Origin of the sequence: Siphonobacter curvatus, from assembly GCF_002943425.1 — a bacterium.
Taxonomy (GTDB): Bacteria; Bacteroidota; Bacteroidia; order Cytophagales; family Spirosomataceae; genus Siphonobacter; species Siphonobacter curvatus.
This window is the reverse complement of sequence record NZ_PTRA01000001.1, coordinates 2658611-2675039: the sequence shown is the minus strand read 5'-3', so window position 1 is coordinate 2675039 and position 16429 is coordinate 2658611. Positions and strand designations below refer to the sequence as shown.

Below are 16429 nucleotides of genomic sequence, written 5' to 3'. Positions count from 1 at the left end.
GTTCTATAAGTATAGTTTATGTTAAGCTTAAAATGGCCACGACAACCTAGTCTTCTTAGGAGTGCCATCTGAATAATAATATTTTGCATAACTCCCCCCCTTGGTTTGCCTACTATCTAAGTCTAAGGTAAAGGCAACCCATTCATTCTTGTCATCCATTGGATCATAACTATATCCCTGAAGCAATCTTCCTTCCAGGCATAGATCCTTGATTCCATCCCAGGAAAGTCTATGACTAGTCCACTGCTCTCCCTTTGAGTTAAGAATGCAGATATCAGTGGAATTTGCAGCAACAACTTCGTTTTGAGGAGTAAATAAAGCCATTTGTAGATCACCACCGAAAGTAGAGAGGGGCTTAACCTGATTGCGATTCATTATATAGCCATTGCCGCCGGCAATGACTAGCGTTAAATCAGTTTCGGAAAAGTCGACTACTTGATTAAAATCAGTTCCTCCTACCATAAAATTAGCCACCCAGCTTTCGCCCTGAGAAGTATGGAACCGTATGACAAATCCTTCACTGTAAGGACTTTGGTAAGGATGGTCTGTGTGAATAACAGGTATATACATAGGACCATAAGGTGGAAGACCTTTTAGTATTTCGTATCGCTTATTCTCGTATTCCATTCAAGAAATCTGTTGCATAATCAATCAATATGTGAACTCTGTCTGTAGAATTAACACAATAAAGGCTTTAAAGTGCTAATAAAAAACTATTTCAGAAAGATACCCACGAGTATCCATTGAAATAGGTTCTATCTATTCATGTGCTGCTTGCCTAGCAAAGATATCGGTTCCTTAAATCAGTATCAAGGATGAATTTTTACCGATGTACCTTTAAAGAGTGTAAATCGCAATGTATGCGATCAGGGTTTTTGTCTTTATTATTAGGTGATAAGTTAGCTACGTATTTCTTGTTTTGCTTCTTGCTGAAACGACCTAAATACCGCTCAGTGGTTGAAAAGGTAGTATGTCCTAGCGCATCTGAAATAAAGTAAAGAGGTACCGATTCTGACTGCAACAAAACTGTCGCGAATGAATGTCGAGCCTCGTACGTTCTTAGTTTGATCGAAATGCCTACTTTTTTCGCTATGATAGATAAGTGATTGTTCGTGAGGCTGATTAAAGAGTCAATAACTGATCGTTTCCGGCTTTCATCCATGTCATCGCTCAGAAGGGGGAATACGTACTCATTGGGTGAATTAGGCGTGCCCCAACGTTTAAATATTTCAATACTCTCATCGTGTAGGTTGACGATGATATCTTTTTGACGCTCCTTGCGAGTACGTAAGGTCTTTTGGTGTTTGAACGTAATTTTTTTGGTAATTAAATCGACCTGGTGCCAGCGAAGCATACAGAGGTCTTTCATGTTAATTCCATTCGATAAGTACGTAAGGATCCATAAATCTTTACTACGCTGACGAATGGAACCCGGTTCCGCCTTATAATGGAAGATCTTCTCGATGTCAGTAAGTTCTAGTGCTTTGGCGTTACCTTCTTCACTGGGAATCACGTAAGCTGACTTGAAAGGGTAGGCGTTCTCCGAAATGATTTTATCCTTAATGGCTGAGTTAAAGGCTTTCCTGATTTGCCTGGTGTAAATGTTGACGGTATTGATAGAGGCGGGTAGGGGTTTGCCGTTTTGTTTTTTAGGGGCTTTCCGTATTTCAGCATCCATGACTCGTATTTTTCTAAGAATTCGGGAGTAATGTCTGTAAAGAGCAATTGATCTGCACCCTTTTGAAACCTGATCAGTGATTGACTGGCCGATATACAGAGATTTCCGTTTTTGATGCTGCCAAGGGCGTACTCTTTCTCTTTCAGTAGTTTGACCGGGTGTGAATGTTTAAGGGATTGCCGTTGCTGGGTACATGCGAATCAGATAGCTTCTGGCTGGTTGATTCTGCTCCAGAATTGCTAAATAAGATTTTAAAGGTCTTGAAGTCAAAGGGAGATAGCTTTTTTATGATCGCTTTTGCAGTTTCCAGGTGGGGTCGGATTAGAAAGTATTGTTGTCTGACTTCCTCAGAAACTCGTAAGTTACCCGTAGTATGAAATAATACGATTTTTGGATAAACGGCCTTAGAGACAATAACGGGCTCAGCGTTGGGCAAAGCGTATTTTCGTTGTTCTCTTTTGAAAGTAATGCGTATTTTTACGGATACTCGGTCATCTTTTAAGGTGTCAAAACTCAGGTTTACAGAAATAGCATTCATTGAAATCATGGATATGGATACTCACCTACAAACTCACCTACATTGCCTACAATTATAAGTGATAAAAAGGGTATGTGGAAGAATGAGTATATAAAGTAAAGTGCTGTGTATCTGTAAAGTATTTTACTTAGGTAAGAAAGAGGTGTAAGATAGGTATTTTATTTTTGATGCCTTCTAAGCAGTAGGTTGCAGGTTCGAGTCCTGCTGGAATCACTTACTGGAACAAGTCTGAAAATAACAGATTTGTCCCTTTTTTATTTCCCTATAATTTACTGGTATTCTGATAGATATACCTTGGAACTGAATTCATCTTTGGGATTCGATGTTGTATCTTACATAATGACAGAAATTTAGGGAACATCGAACCCGCTTTTACTTATTTATCTCTGACATCATTATTTCTCAGCTATTTAACAATTTTTATTGAAAAGTCGGTATTCTATTCGTTCCATTTTCAAGGGCAAAGGTAGATCAGTGTTTTTATGCTTTACAAGGTCAAACCTTCGGTTTGTTAAAAAATCTCCAATTTGCGGATAGTATTTTTCAGTTGAAACGAAACATAGTATACTCCGACCTTTGAACGAATGAATAAGCAATTAAGGTAGTGATAGAGAAACAAAACAGCACCTCCTCTCATTACCGAATAAATAAAAAGAGATTAATAAGGTCACACAGATATTAGAACGTAGGCAATTTCGACTACACATCCCAAACGAATATCATACACTACTTTCTGTTCATCAGAACATATTGAGGTGATCGAAATTCATTCTGTGCCTCAAAACTACTTGCCTTAACAGGTAATAATAACACCCTCCAAATTTGGTATTTGAGCAAATAGGTTGAGATATGGAGTAGATAGGTATTATAAAGATTGTACAACGTGACGAGTTATAACATTTGACTTGTTTATAAAAAATCCTATCTTGATATTCTTAAAGACAAATAATGTATTATCAAAAGATTCTTCCAATCAAGCCTTTACAGGACTATATCCGATACTTTTGGATATTGGAAGATGTTGGCGATAAAATTTTTAAAATTATACCAGACGGGTTATCTGGGCTTATATTTCAAGAAGAAGCAAACCTCTTTCTCGACAACAAACATCAGGTCTTACCGCAAATGTTTTTGTACGGGCAAACAACCTATCATAGTGAACAAAAAGCAATAAGAAATTTTAGAAGTATTGGCGTATATCTGCAACCAACAGCACTAAAAACCATTTTCAATATAGATGCATTTGAACTGACTAACCAACACATTTCAATAGACAACCTTACCACCGACCCAATTCTTGAGCAACTTGTCAATGCAACTTCGGCACATGATAAAATTGAGATTATCTCACACTTTTTTCTTAAACGGATACGACAGGTAGAACATCATGCTAAGAAAGCAGATTTTGCAACTAGGCTTCTGCAAAATGGAAAGACATTGAAAGACATTCAAACGGAAATGAATTTATCCGAACGTTCTTTGGAAAGATTGATAAGACACTATGTCGGCATATCCCCAAAGGCATTTTCAAGGATCGTCCGTTTTCAGTCGGGCTTACAAGCATTACGTCAAAAAGATTTCTACAACCTTACGGACTTAGCGTACCAAAACGATTATTTTGACCAATCACACTACATTAGGGAGTTCAAGGCGTTTACAGGAATGAATCCTAAACAGTTCATTCAGCAGACCAATGAACATGTAGAGAACTTTCCTGAATGGAAAATATAATCCCTGTCGGTTTTATCCAATTTTGAAATTTCAATTCAAGATAATTTTGTTCCATCACAAAAATTAAAAATGATGAACAATGTAATTACTTGGTTTGAACTGCCAGTAAACGATTTTGACAGGGCAAAAAAATCTATGAGAATGTATTGGAAATCTCATTGACACAAATGGAAATCGGGGGTTTTAAATCCTTGACTTTTCCATTTAATGGTAGCAATGTCTCTGGCTTGTTGGTGCAAAATCAAGGCAATGAACCCAATCAGTCCGCAATTCTATATTTTAATGCAGGGCAAAAATTAAGCCTTGTCCTTGAAAGAGTGAAAGCAAGCAACGGTAAAATTATATTGGAAACAATACCTATAAAATCGGGCTTTATTGCACATATTTTGGATAGTGAGGGTAATCGGCTCGCTTTGTTTGCATTGGAAGCCTAAAAGGAAAGTTATGATAGCCATTACAGGAGCAAATGGAAATTTAGGCAAAGCAACCATTCCATTTTTGTTACAGAAAGTCGCACCAACCGATATTGTTGCCATTGTCAGAAATCCCGAAACGATAAATGAATTTAAAGAAAAGGGCGTAACTGTCAGACAAGCAGATTACAACGATTACAGTACACTTAAACAAGTCTTTAAAGGTGTGGAAACAGTATTGCAAATATCTACTATCGGAGTGGATATAGAGACAGCCAAACAGCAGGAAAGGAATGTTGTAAATGCAATCGTAGAAAACAACGTAAAGCACATTGTTTATACCAGTATGGTGCAAACTCGACCGAACACCGTTTTTCAAGGAACACAAACGCAATACCATACGGAAGAACTGATAAGAAAGTCAAATATCCCGTACACGTTTTTCAGAAACAGTATGTATATGGAAGCCATACCCGAACTGATTGGGAACGCCTTACAAACGAATGAAATCCGTTATCCATCGGGGAGTGGGAAAGTAAGTTTTGTGTCACGGGCGGACATAGCGGAAGCCATTGTAAACGTATTAACGGGAAATGCACATGGAAATAAGATCTATGAAATAACAGGTAACACAGCATATTCATTTAATGAATTGGCACGGTTGATAAGTACAGAAAAAAGTATAACCATAAACCATGTGGATATTTCAGATGAAGTATTCAGAGAAGAACTAATTAGCTATCAAATGCCTGTCGAGGTCGTGGATTTATTGGTCAGTATGGCGAATGGGATTAAAGTAGGCGAATTTTCCCATGTGGACAGTACACTTGAGAAATTGCTTGGCAGAAAGTCATTTGATTTGAAGAAGTATGTAAAAGAATTATAATCATGCTATTTAAGGGAATACACCTACAAGGTATTAAATCGGGAGAAATTACATTTGCATTTCGTAAGTGGCAAAAGGCTTCTGTAAAATGCGGAAGCCTTTTGCATACGTCTGTTGGCTTGGTTAAAATCGGTAAAATTGAAACCATAAGCGAAAATGATATAACTGAACAAGACGCAATACAGGCAGGTTTTACAGGTAAACAACAATTACTAAAATCATTTACACCCAGCAGCACAGGAACGATTTTCAAAATATCCGTCAGCTATTATTCCGCAGACCCACGAATTAAGTTGAGGGAGCAAACACGACTATCAGAACAGGGGTTTGTAGATTTAAAAAAAAGTTAGAGCGGTTGGATAATTATAGTAAGCAGGGACATTGGACAAACAAAGTTCTATTAACCATAAAAAACAATCCCAATTTACACGCCATAGGTATAGCAAAATTGACAGGATTTGGAAAAGAATGGTTGAAGCTGAATATCCGAAAACTGAAAAACTTAGGCTTGACCATAAGCCATAACGTTGGCTATGAAATATCTCCGTTAGGAAGCGAGTATTTAAGCAAACTATCCAATATCTGATCTTTACCAAGGGTCAATCAAGATAACGGAATGGATAAATTCTATAGTAAAATATTACAAAGGCTGGAAATAGCAATCAACGAATTGGAGATTGAGGTTGATTGCTCGATACAACGAATAAAGGCTGTAATACAATTAATTCTAAAATGCCTGTCCGAAGTAAAGGAATAGGTTCTAAAAGGTGGTTTTAATAACACTGACGAAGAAATCTGCTTTTCATACATCAGAACCTGCCATTGTTGCCAAGCTCATTTACTACAACGCTATTGACAAAATCGAAACAAAAAACCGTATGGAGGAAAGCCCGTGAGGAAATATCTAAACAAAGAACTGAAAAAGTTAAAATAATAGGTCGGAAAATAAGAAAAAAGAGTTCGAGTTTTGTACCAGTACGTTCTTTTAAAGACAAAGACCCCTATAAATAGTTGTACAGGTCTTTTTGTGGCTAATACTATAATAAATTGTAGAAGTAATTCTAAAGGGCTACTTCACTTCTATAAGCTTAGACTAGCTTTGTTGAACTATCTCTCCTGAACTTTTTCTTGCCCGTATCGTTCTGATAATCTTACACCATCCGGTTATTGGTCATGAAAACGAAAACGTCCTTGATTCCGACGTATACGACGGAAAGCTTCCGGAAACGATATTTTCAGGGCGATTCGGCGTGGTCCGAAGAAGCGATTCGAGCTAGTGTAGCTCATTTTGAAATCCATCGGCGGGATGATTTCCGGTTTCGCTGTCAGCAAACCATTACCTCCAACCGACTGGATTTTTACATGGTCATTCTCATTACCGGCGGTGAGGGAATCCATACCTTCGGCGTAAACGAGTACTACCTTAAACCCGGTATGCTCTGCTTTGTATCACCCGGCATGATTACTTCCTGGCAAACTACAGTTGATGAACACGCCGGCTATTTCTGTGCCTTTACCTCCGATTTCTTTCAGGAAAATCTCAAGGACCAGCAAACACTCGCTTCATATCCTTTTTTCAATATCGAAGGTAGTTCGGCTCTGTACCTCGACGAAGCTCAAACGCAATACTTTAGCAATTTCTTCCGGGAGATCGAGGAGGAGTATCACTCCCCAAACCCCCATAAGGCTGATTTGATTCGGGCCTTTCTTACCGTCATTCTACAAAAAGCCCAGCGAATGATGGTATGCGACCCTGAACAATGCCTCAATGATCAAAGTACCGCCGGATTACGATTGACGAAAGCCTTTACTAGGCTGTTTGAACAGGATTTTGAGCCGCTCAAACAGCTCCAACCCATTCAGACGCAATCGTTGGCTACCTATGCGGCAAAGCTGAATGTTACGCAAAATCACCTGAATGATACAATCAAAGCTGTGGCAGGAAAGACACCGGGTGAACTCATTCGTGAACGAACGCTCAAAGAAGCTTCCCAATTGCTGCTGAATACGCAGCTAAGCGTAGCCGAAATCTGTTTTCTGCTGAAATTTGAAGACCCTTCGTATTTCTCGCGTTTCTTTAAACGCTATACCAATCGCACGCCTAAACAGCACCGAGAAAAAGCCCATTAACCTACGTGCTACCTGGATTAAGCTGTCTCCCGAAGGGCAGCTTTTTTTATGAACGATCCATTCTGTATAAAGTACCCGTTCTTCCGAAATGCGGTCCAGTTTCTCCGGTTGACGACGGCTAATTTTGCCTCATCAATTGAACAACAAACAACCGCCATAGACGGGCGGTACTTTAGTAAAGTCATGGAATATACAGAATTAGGATCGAGCGGAGTGTTCGTATCGGCCCTCACTTACGGAGCCTTTGCCATTGGCGGTACAATGTGGGGTGGCAATGCGAAAAAAGATTCAATTGCGGCCATTCACGCGTCGCTGGATGAAGGCGTAACCAGTATCGATACGGCTCCTTTCTACGGACTGGGCCGGAGTGAAGAAATGATTGGGGAAGCCATCAAAGGCAAAAACCGTGATCAGATTCAGATCCTGACGAAGTTCGGGTTAGTATGGGACCAGAGTAATCAGGGGCGAGGTGAGTATTTTTTCGACGCCGAAGAGCAGGGTAACACCGTACCCGTTTATAAATATACGGCCCGAACGGCTATCATCAAGGAACTCGAAGAAAGTCTCCATCGCCTCGGGACTGATTACATTGATTTGTTGCAAGTACACTGGCCTGACGCCACCACGCCCATTGACGAGACGATGGAAGCTCTGGCAACCTTACTTCAACAGGGTAAAATCCGGGCGGCGGGTGTATGTAATTACTCGCTGGATCAACTGAAAGAAGCCGAAAGAACGCTATCGCTGGCTTCCGAACAGGTTTCCTACAGTATGCTCAACCGCAGTATTGAAGCAGATATCGTACCGTACACCCAGAAGAAGAACCTGTCCATCATTGCTTACAGTCCGCTGGAACGGGGTTTACTTACGGGCAAGTATTTTAAAGATTCCCAACTCAAAGCCGACGATCACCGCAACGGCTATTTTGGCCAGTTTCCGGCGGAAAAAATAAAAACATTTCTAGCCGCAATCACTCCCCTGGCCGAAGCCAAAGGAGCCACTGTATCACAATTAGTATTACGCTGGACCACCTTGCAACCCGGTATTAGTGTGGTACTGGCGGGGGCTCGTAATGCTACGCAGGCCATTGAAAATGCCCAGGCCATGCACGTGGACATTCGGGCGGAAGAAATGACGTTTATCAATCAACAACTCGAAACAGTATACGCTTAACTTAGTCCATTAGCCATGAAAAAAATATTCATTACCGGAGCCACGGGTTACATTGGCGGTTCCATTGCCCGGGTATTACTCGAAAAAGGTTACGAAATCACCGCCCTGGTACGGAAAGCTTCCGCCGCGGAAGAACTCAAAGCATTAGGAATTACCCCAGTCATCGGACATTTGCACAATCTGAAATTATTACGGGAAGAAGCTCGCCAAGCGGATGCCGTGATTAATACTGCCGACGCCGATGATGTACACGTAGTAGCCACGTTTCTCGAAGCTCTGGAAGGAACCGGAAAAACGTTCATTCACACCTCCGGCTCCAGTCTAGTGGGCGATAAGTCAGTGGGGCAAAGGAGCGACGTTGTGTACCACGAAGATGTTCCGCTTGAACCACGGCTGGAAAAAGCCCAGCGGGTCGTCATCAACGATACCGTGCTTAAAGCAGCCCAGCGGGGAATCCGTAGTATTGTCATCGTCCCTACTATGATTTATGGTGCTGGATTGGGTTTGAAAAAAGACAGCATTCAGGTGCCGATGCTGATGGACATTTCCAGAGAAAAACAAGCCGGAGTACACATTGAAGCGGGCGAAAACATCTGGTCGAACGTCCACATGGCGGATCTAGCGGAGTTGTACTGGCTAGCCCTGGAAAATGCTCCTGCAGGTTCGTATTATTACGCCGAGAATGGCGAAGCAGCTCTAAAGGATATTGCTGTAAGTATCAGCAAGAAACTGGGTTTTGGCGGAAAAACGGTGGCCTTACCCATAGATGAGGCCATCGAACGTTGGGGCCCCGACGCTTCCTCATACGGGTTGGCTTCCAACAGTCGTGTAGATGCCACGAAAGCCCGGAAGACACTCGGCTGGCAACCGAAATACGCGTCGATTCTGACCGATATTGAAGGATAGTTTGAACGAGTGAAACAAAAAAACCTGGGTCATACGGCCCAGGTTTTTTTGTGTATAAAGTGTATCCTACATCACAATCAACGGAGATACAATGGCGAGTACCTGTTCTTTCGTCAGGGGTTCGTCGAAGGCTTCCGAGACAACGATGTCCGAGAATCCGGGGCCCAGTTTGGTGACGTCTACTTTCTGTACCACGTTTTCTTCGCCGGCGTATACGGCAGCCGGAGCTCCGTCCGGTTCGTTTTTGGTGATCCAGACGCGTCCTTCGCGAATTCGACGCACTTCGGCGGCGTGACGGGCTTCAACCGCATGAATTTGCAGGGCCGTTGTCAGTACCGCCTGTTTGTAGAGCTTCGGAGCTTGTCCTTTATAGGCCCGAACGCCCGTATCTTCAAAGGCCTGCGAAACGATCAGGAAGGTTTGATAATCTGAGAATACGCCCGGAAATACTTCTTCGAATTTGAACATACTGGGTTTGGCTACCGCAGCACTGCCCAACGCTGATTTCAATAGTTTTACGTGAGCGTCTTCGTGCTTGCTGATTTGCTCAAATACGGACCGATCACCACCGAACGACAGGCTGCTGCTCAATGCCTTTTTATAGAATTCATCTTCCAGGTATTCCAGCGTCAAAGCGAAGTTTAGCACTTCCTGTACTTCAGTGGACTGAGCAAAGGCTTCTTGTGTGACGCTGGCCAAGGCGAGGGGTAGGGCGGCCGCAGTAGCTGCCTTCGTGCCCTTGCGGAGAAAATAACGACGTGAGTAGAAGGATAAACGCTCCGTAGCGTCGCCATCTATTTTTTCAATATCGGAAAAAATCTGAAAAATATTCATGGATTGAATCGAAGTTCAAGAGAGAGTCAAGTAGTAAGTAGATAGAAAAAGGCCGATGCTATTGAACGGGAATCCGCTCCGCCGTGATTCGCTCTTTAATGTAGGGCTGAGCCAGCACGACCACTTGTTGCGGGTACAGGGCCCGATCCAGACCCGTATCAGGCGTGATGATGTCATCCCCGGCAAAACTGCCTGGCATGTTAGATCGCGGATGCAGCAGATCGCGGAGCAGAGCCGCGTGGCGAGCTTCCACCGATACGATTTTACCCGAAAGATTCAACAGTTCCATGTCCGTTACAAACCGGCCCGCTCCGTTCAGAGCGGCAACGCCCAAGTCTTCGAAGGTATGGCCCGTTTTCAGGATTTCTTCACGCGAGCCAATCTTGATGTTGTCGAAGTTCGGCGTCAGCATTGGAATGGCTTTGTCTCCCAGCAGATAACGAAACAGCTCTAGGTGCGTACGTTCCCGGTCGCGGAGATCCACGAACAGAGCTTTTTCTTCCGCCGACAGTTGATTAAAGGCAGGGCTTTCAATCACGGTTGAATAAAACGCTACTTCCAGTTGCTCCTGAGCATACGACAGGTTCATAATGCCCACATCGCCAAATCCTAAATCAATGAAATTGGGATCATATACGATGGGCTTGTGGTCTTCGCAGGCTAACGTGGTTAACGTAAGAGCTGAAATGGAAGACAAACCGGCAAAACGAAGAAAGGTGCGGCGACCTACAGCAGAAGTCCCCTTGTTCGAGCCGCCCGATGCGGCTGAACCCGTAGAAAGTTGGTTCATAGAACGGTTTAAAAAAGATGAAAAAGGATAAATACTCAAGGGTTCAGACGTTGCACTTTTTCAGGCTCGTACGCAGCAATACCCCTCGGGCGGACTAGGCACGATTGAAAGAATGTACAAGCATTCACTATTTTTTGAGTAACTGAATAAAAGATGCTAATGACCTGTACGCCTAAGGGGCAATTTCCGCCGCTTTAGTTTAGGGCTAAAGGAGGCAGCCTTGACGTACCGTTTTTCGTAAGGGGAAACAAAAAACGCTGGTATACTTCTAGAAAAAGGTATACCAGCGAACCAACGAAGGAGAATAAACGCAGTAGACTATAGGTAAGCCCTAGCGTGGGGAATCTATTGCCGTATGGAACAACATCCGACGAGCCGGATGGCCTTAAAGGTTAATCTTCCAGGAACGTAAATACAATTAGATACGATAGAATGGATACGACAAACCCAAACATAAAAATGTTATAGGCGATGCGAAGGAGCTTATATTTCTTGCCCAGTACGACGCCCAGGTGGTAGATGTCGCGGGTCATGCTACCGTAGAGAAATTCGCTATCCTTCATCATGGCATCAATGCCGCGTTCATAATCTTCCAGGGTCATGTTGTAAAAATTACCGAAAAACAGCAGGTTGGCTTTCTTCTGCCGAATGTCATCCATACTCACCGTGCCCCGGGTAATGTTCGGTCGCGTGGCCAGTACGGCAAAAATGATGGTCAGGACAGCCGTAAGCAGAAAGATGGCCGTGGGCGGAATCAACTGCGGGTGATTTTCCAGCCGGTGCGACAAGACCGATACCACCACCGAAACCATGATGGAATTGACCGAAATCATGATATTGGCTTTGCTGTCGGCAATTTCACTCAGGCGTAAATGGTTGGTGGACGTCGTCCGGAACATGGTTTCGATCCCGCGTTCGGGGTCTTTCTTTTTCTTTTCCGCGACAAGTGGCTGCGTAGGTGCGTCGGTTTTTTCGGCCTGCTTATCCAGTAGTCGCCGCAAGTTTTCGGCTTTCGTTGCGTCAAACATTTTTCGGGCCATGGGTGTGAAATACTGATGCGACTGGATGAATTCAATATTGCCCATTCGCCAGAGGTTTCCCGAAATCTGGATGCCTTTCATGGCCTCTATTTCTTTCCGCAAAAGTTTGGTTTTGTCTTTGTAATCGACGCTACCCAGGTGCGACAAATCCGCATCGCAGATAATTTCTTCCAGTAAATTGTGGGGCTTTTGGGGCATTCGGGTCGCCAAAATGCAACCTTCTACCTGGGCAATTAGCTCGGCAGACTGTCCTTCACTGTGAAGGAATGCCGTTGCCAGCTCGGCACTTTTTTCCTCGTGTTGCATCTTCGGGCTGAATAAATAGCCCGCATCGTGAAACCAGGCGGCCACGAGTACCGTCCGGTACTGCATTTCGTTCAACTGATACTGATGACTCAGGGCCTCAGCAGCCTGTACGACCTCCTGTGTGTGGGTAAGCGTATGGTAGGCCAGTGAAGGCGTGGGATGTTCGTCGTACAGACGCAGCACATGAGCTTCCGCTTTCGATACTAAGGGATCAGTCATTACGACTCGGTTTAGAAAAATACTGGCTGGTAATATAAGTCAACTTTTGCTTAAAAGCGGAATCCTACGGAAACGTAGGGTAGGGTTCCTTCCCTCGAAAACGCTACAGATGCGTTGAAAATGAGTAGACTGGCTGGCGAAACGTACAGCCCCGCCCCGTACCCATCGTGCCAGCGTTGAGAGTTCTCGTTTTTCACCCAGACCCGTCCAAGGTCGTTAAAAAGCGTGAGCCCCACGGTGCCCGGAAAGAGGTAGGAGTTAAAATTAAACAGCTTCGTCCGGATTTCGAGGTTATGATACACCTGTTTTTCTCCCGCAAAACGGTACTTCCGGAAGCCCCGCAGGTTGTCCTGTCCACCTAGATACTGTAATTGATAGAAGGCCGGATTACCATAGGTCAGTCCCCCACCAATCCGGTTGACAATGACGATACGAGCGGCGTTCGAGAAACTGGCGTGAACGGTCAGGTCGGTACTCAACTGTGTCATGTGGTTTCGTTGGTCGCCAAAACCCTGTAAGGTCATCGCCGTCGTATTCCAGTACAGGCCCCGGGTAGGAAGGGTAAGATTATTCCGGTTGTCGATGACGACACTCGCCTGCAAACCGCCGTAAAACTGTCGCCGCAAAAAGGGTGCATTATTTTCAGCTAAATAGCGTTCCAGGAATCGCCCCTGATTATCCTCCATATCTACGTTAAAATACTGAAAAACTGGACCCGCCATCACCTGTAAGTGTTGTCCCAACCGACGTTTGAGCAGGGCCGATACCGTACTTAAATCGTAGCGGGTGCGGTAATAACGAATTTTCCGTCCTTTTTCGTAAACCGTTTCGTTACCAATGCCGAAAAAGTTGGTCACGTTATCGGGAGCCCGCAGGTACGCGTTGATCCAGAGGTCGTTTTTACCCAGTAAATGCGTAAAAATACCGTCGTACTTGATGGCCGTTGCGTCCGTAGCCAGGGCGTGGCTGATGAGCAGCCGGTTCATGGAGGCGTAGGGTGATTTGCGGAAGCCGTGTTTGGTAAACTGAAATCCGGCTCCCAGTAGGATACCATCGTCCAAGTTAAAGCCCGCTGAGGCCAGTGGAGCCAAGCGGTTGTACTTAAAAGCGTGGTTGTCGTAAGCGTTAATGGTGGGATCGCTGGAGGCGTGTACTTGAGCCGTTTGGGGCTCGGGCCAGACATTGGCTTCCGTACGAAGGTCGTACACCTGCGTTTGACTTTTTTGCGTGTCCTGAAGGGCAAATCGGTCGATGCCTTCGCCACCGATGAGGCGTATTTTTATACCGGAAGAAGCCGTACCGCGCACGACAAACTGGTCGGTACCCGCCTGACCGTACAAGCGAATTTCCTTCGTCTCGGCTGGGTCAAACACGCGGTGGTACAATTGCTGTTTCAGCGTACTATCCTTGCCGATTTTGTACACCCGGACCGACACGCGGCCATCCGGCTGATGTTCCACCTCAAAACGCTCGGCTTTATTACTGCCAGGAATATCGACTGCCCGGGCCAGGAACCGGTAATAGGTGAGGCCTTCGCCGAGCAGATTGGCCCGGCGGGCTTTGAGCGTCGCTAGAATATCAGCTCCCGAACTTTTCTGGATCGGATCGGGAAACTGCCGGACGGCGGCTTCGAGTACGGCATCGGTCAGCTTGCCCTGCAGAACGGTGATTTCTTCCTGCCAGTCCTGCTGACTAAGCTCCTGCAAAAACATCCGGTCGAAGTACCGGGCGTTGTACATGAAGCCATTCACGTTGTGCAGGTGATCGCGGAAACCCTGGAATTTGGGCTGTAACCACGAACGGGCGGCAATGTAGGGAAACAGTCCGCCCGACTTGAAAAAGACCTGATCACGATCGCGGGGAATGGGTTCGTACACCTTGCCGTTTTTGGTTTTCCGACTGCTCCACCGCCATTGATCTTCGTGCCGGTCCCAGTCGCCCATCAATAAATCCAGCATACGGGCCCGAACGACGGCCCGCTGATTGACGCGGTCATCATTGTCTTTTTGCAGGGCATCGATGAGCTTGGGGGTACTAAGGCTTTTTTCGGTAACCGGATTGCGTTCTTCGAGTAAACAGACCGTACCGGCAAAATCAACGCCGTAGACACCCAGAGCCGGATCGTCGGGTACATAGACTATTTTGGGGTTGGCATGCGGTACGTCAGCGGCTTCCGCCAGCGTGGATACCGCCAGGGGGGCGAAGGGGAAGGCCGCCGAAATCTGATCCTGAATAATGTCTTTCGCCACGGTTTGCCGTAGGTACGCAGGCAGGGCTTTTTCGGGAGCCTTCTGAATGGTACGAAGCACCCACTCTTTTCCCGAAGCATCTTCCAGCCGCAGGGATTTGGTTTGTTGCCCACCGCCGCGTTGGAGAATCTTGAAGCCTCCTTTTTCTTTGGTAATGTCGAATACCGGTAGGGTGACGGGGGTCGCCCAGACTTTGCGATAGTTTTCTCCGAACAGTCGGCGATGCAGCGTACTCACGCTATCGTAATCCGGAGCAATGGCTACGGTTACGGAATCGGGCCAGGATTTTTCCCGAATTCGAGCATGATCTGGCGTGGTCTTGCGGTCAATTTTGTAGATCTGGGCCGTATGAGCCAGGGTTGCCTGAGCGGCTTCGTCGACGGTGTAGAACGCGGCTTGTACCCGGCCGTCGCGTAGTTCGTCGAGGACTACGTAGCCCCATTCACCACTAACGAAACGAGCCTTCTTGCCCTTTTTGACCCGTTCCCGATTGATACCTGATCCACTGACAATAAAATTCCGGTTCCCATCTACAATATGCTGTAAAGCATGGTCGTGTCCCGAGACAAAGACGACGTTAGGGGCAGGCTGGGTTGCTTTCTCCAGTACCCGAGCCATGTGTTTGTAAATCGGATTGGGCAAGTCCTGTACGGTACCGAATACGCCCCGGGCGATGGGATAAATCGATCCAATGACCGGTAGCGGAATGTACAGGTGAGGGTTAATATCGGTAAATGGAAAAATATGCTGCTTGAGCGTATAATAGCCCCCGTGAATGCCGTAGCTGCGGAAGGGTTGGTGCGTCGCCAGAATGATTCCCTTGTCACGGTTGAGGTATACTAACTCCGAGAGTCGCGTGACGACTTCATCTTCGGTTTTGCAAGCACAGTCCGAATCTCTGCCGGGTTTATCGTTGGGATGTAGCCACCACTGCGTATCAACGATGATCAGAACCAGATGATCGTTTAGCTCCACCAGTTCAGGACCGGGGCAACCGCCCGCGGGAAGCAAACGGATGTTAGGCGAATTCAGGCTGTCGAGCCAGCGACCTTGGCGTTTGATTTTCTCCCAGCCGTCGGGATGGTCCTTGCTCCAATCATGATTCCCCGGTATGAACAGTACCTGAGACGCTTTCCCAATGCCGAGCTGGGCTTGGTAACGCAGAATGGTCGTCAGGGAATCGTAATCCGGACTTGCTTCGTCGGATAAGCCGTGCGGGTACACGTTATCGCCAAGGTACAGCATTGTTGTCTGTGGATCGTCGAAGGAATACCGGGCCCGGACCGCATCTACCACCGGATTTTTGCCTTTGTAGAGGCGTCCGGCGTCCCCAATAAGTACGAGTCGATGCACGACGGAGTCGGGTCGGGCCTGCTGGGCCCGTATCGGAAGTAGTCCACCAAAAACCAGCAGTAGAATTAGGCTTCGGCGGAGGAAGAAGAACGTACGCATAAAGGATGAAAGGTGAAACACAAAGGCGGTACCGCTTCGTTGTCAGCAATGAATGGCCGTCCCGAATCCGGGACGGCCAAAGCT

Annotated in this window: 13 protein-coding genes and 1 tRNA gene; 8 read left to right on the top strand and 6 right to left on the bottom strand. The window is 45.6% G+C overall.

Translation table 11 applies throughout. The features are described 5' to 3' along the window. Positions 1-27: 27 nt before the first annotated feature. A complete protein-coding gene (locus C5O19_RS11105; protein ID WP_104712081.1) occupies positions 28-627 on the bottom strand; it encodes a hypothetical protein in 600 nt (199 codons plus the stop codon). A 196-nt stretch (positions 628-823) separates the two neighbouring features. Continuing rightward, positions 824-1678 (bottom strand): tyrosine-type recombinase/integrase, encoded by an 855-nt coding sequence (locus tag C5O19_RS11100; protein WP_104712080.1) that lies wholly within the window; start codon positions 1676-1678, stop codon positions 824-826. A 679-nt stretch (positions 1679-2357) separates the two neighbouring features. On the opposite strand from C5O19_RS11100, the gene C5O19_RS26005 reads away from it, so the two are divergent. From C5O19_RS26005 to C5O19_RS11055, 8 genes are all read left to right on the top strand, one after another. Next, positions 2358-2429: transfer RNA gene (locus C5O19_RS26005), tRNA-Ser, on the top strand. A gap of 735 nt (positions 2430-3164) precedes the next feature. Then, complete coding sequence (locus C5O19_RS11090; protein ID WP_104712078.1) at positions 3165-3947, top strand: helix-turn-helix domain-containing protein; 783 nt, start codon at positions 3165-3167, stop codon at positions 3945-3947. 191 nt (positions 3948-4138) lie between these two features. Next, on the top strand, positions 4139-4381 hold the full coding sequence (locus C5O19_RS11085; RefSeq protein WP_165796003.1) for a VOC family protein: 243 nt from the start codon (positions 4139-4141) through the stop codon (positions 4379-4381). A 10-nt stretch (positions 4382-4391) separates the two neighbouring features. Further along, the gene (locus tag C5O19_RS11080) at positions 4392-5246 is read left to right on the top strand and encodes an SDR family oxidoreductase (RefSeq protein WP_104712076.1); all 855 of its coding nucleotides are present in this window, start codon (positions 4392-4394) and stop codon (positions 5244-5246) included. A gap of 2 nt (positions 5247-5248) precedes the next feature. Continuing rightward, positions 5249-5596 carry an ASCH domain-containing protein gene (locus tag C5O19_RS11075; protein ID WP_104712075.1) on the top strand — a complete coding sequence of 116 codons (348 nt, stop codon included), beginning with the start codon at positions 5249-5251 and terminating at the stop codon, positions 5594-5596. A gap of 823 nt (positions 5597-6419) precedes the next feature. Continuing rightward, positions 6420-7376, top strand: a complete 957-nt coding sequence (locus tag C5O19_RS11065; RefSeq protein ID WP_104712074.1) for an AraC family transcriptional regulator — start codon at positions 6420-6422, stop codon at positions 7374-7376. A 183-nt stretch (positions 7377-7559) separates the two neighbouring features. Then, a complete protein-coding gene (locus C5O19_RS11060) occupies positions 7560-8549 on the top strand; it encodes an aldo/keto reductase (RefSeq protein ID WP_104712073.1) in 990 nt (329 codons plus the stop codon). Between the two features lie 15 nt (positions 8550-8564). Continuing rightward, positions 8565-9455 carry an NAD-dependent epimerase/dehydratase family protein gene (locus tag C5O19_RS11055; protein ID WP_104712072.1) on the top strand — a complete coding sequence of 297 codons (891 nt, stop codon included), beginning with the start codon at positions 8565-8567 and terminating at the stop codon, positions 9453-9455. 66 nt (positions 9456-9521) lie between these two features. On the opposite strand, the gene C5O19_RS11050 is transcribed toward C5O19_RS11055, so the two are convergent. The 4 genes from C5O19_RS11050 to C5O19_RS11035 form a co-directional block, all read right to left on the bottom strand. Beyond that, complete coding sequence (locus C5O19_RS11050) at positions 9522-10289, bottom strand: ferritin-like domain-containing protein (RefSeq protein ID WP_104712071.1); 768 nt, start codon at positions 10287-10289, stop codon at positions 9522-9524. 58 nt (positions 10290-10347) lie between these two features. Next, complete coding sequence (locus C5O19_RS11045) at positions 10348-11079, bottom strand: ferritin-like domain-containing protein (RefSeq protein WP_104712070.1); 732 nt, start codon at positions 11077-11079, stop codon at positions 10348-10350. Between the two features lie 392 nt (positions 11080-11471). Further along, the gene (locus C5O19_RS11040; RefSeq protein ID WP_104712069.1) at positions 11472-12644 is read right to left on the bottom strand and encodes a Pycsar system effector family protein; all 1173 of its coding nucleotides are present in this window, start codon (positions 12642-12644) and stop codon (positions 11472-11474) included. A gap of 50 nt (positions 12645-12694) precedes the next feature. Then, positions 12695-16345 carry a BamA/TamA family outer membrane protein gene (locus C5O19_RS11035; RefSeq protein WP_104712068.1) on the bottom strand — a complete coding sequence of 1217 codons (3651 nt, stop codon included), beginning with the start codon at positions 16343-16345 and terminating at the stop codon, positions 12695-12697. Positions 16346-16429: the final 84 nt, after the last annotated feature.

What these genes read in the sequence shown, in the direction of transcription:
- C5O19_RS11065 (WP_104712074.1), top strand. Translation starts at nt 6,420, where the DNA reads ATGAAAACGAAAACGTCCTTGATTCCGACGTATACGACGGAAAGCTTC.
- C5O19_RS11100 (WP_104712080.1), bottom strand. Translation starts at nt 1,678, where the DNA reads ATGGATGCTGAAATACGGAAAGCCCCTAAAAAACAAAACGGCAAACCC.
- C5O19_RS11035 (WP_104712068.1), bottom strand. Translation starts at nt 16,345, where the DNA reads ATGCGTACGTTCTTCTTCCTCCGCCGAAGCCTAATTCTACTGCTGGTT.
- C5O19_RS11055 (WP_104712072.1), top strand. Translation starts at nt 8,565, where the DNA reads ATGAAAAAAATATTCATTACCGGAGCCACGGGTTACATTGGCGGTTCC.
- C5O19_RS11040 (WP_104712069.1), bottom strand. Translation starts at nt 12,644, where the DNA reads ATGACTGATCCCTTAGTATCGAAAGCGGAAGCTCATGTGCTGCGTCTG.
- C5O19_RS11050 (WP_104712071.1), bottom strand. Translation starts at nt 10,289, where the DNA reads ATGAATATTTTTCAGATTTTTTCCGATATTGAAAAAATAGATGGCGAC.
- C5O19_RS11090 (WP_104712078.1), top strand. Translation starts at nt 3,165, where the DNA reads ATGTATTATCAAAAGATTCTTCCAATCAAGCCTTTACAGGACTATATC.
- C5O19_RS11060 (WP_104712073.1), top strand. Translation starts at nt 7,560, where the DNA reads ATGGAATATACAGAATTAGGATCGAGCGGAGTGTTCGTATCGGCCCTC.
- C5O19_RS11045 (WP_104712070.1), bottom strand. Translation starts at nt 11,079, where the DNA reads ATGAACCAACTTTCTACGGGTTCAGCCGCATCGGGCGGCTCGAACAAG.
- C5O19_RS11075 (WP_104712075.1), top strand. Translation starts at nt 5,249, where the DNA reads ATGCTATTTAAGGGAATACACCTACAAGGTATTAAATCGGGAGAAATT.
- C5O19_RS11105 (WP_104712081.1), bottom strand. Translation starts at nt 627, where the DNA reads ATGGAATACGAGAATAAGCGATACGAAATACTAAAAGGTCTTCCACCT.
- C5O19_RS11080 (WP_104712076.1), top strand. Translation starts at nt 4,392, where the DNA reads ATGATAGCCATTACAGGAGCAAATGGAAATTTAGGCAAAGCAACCATT.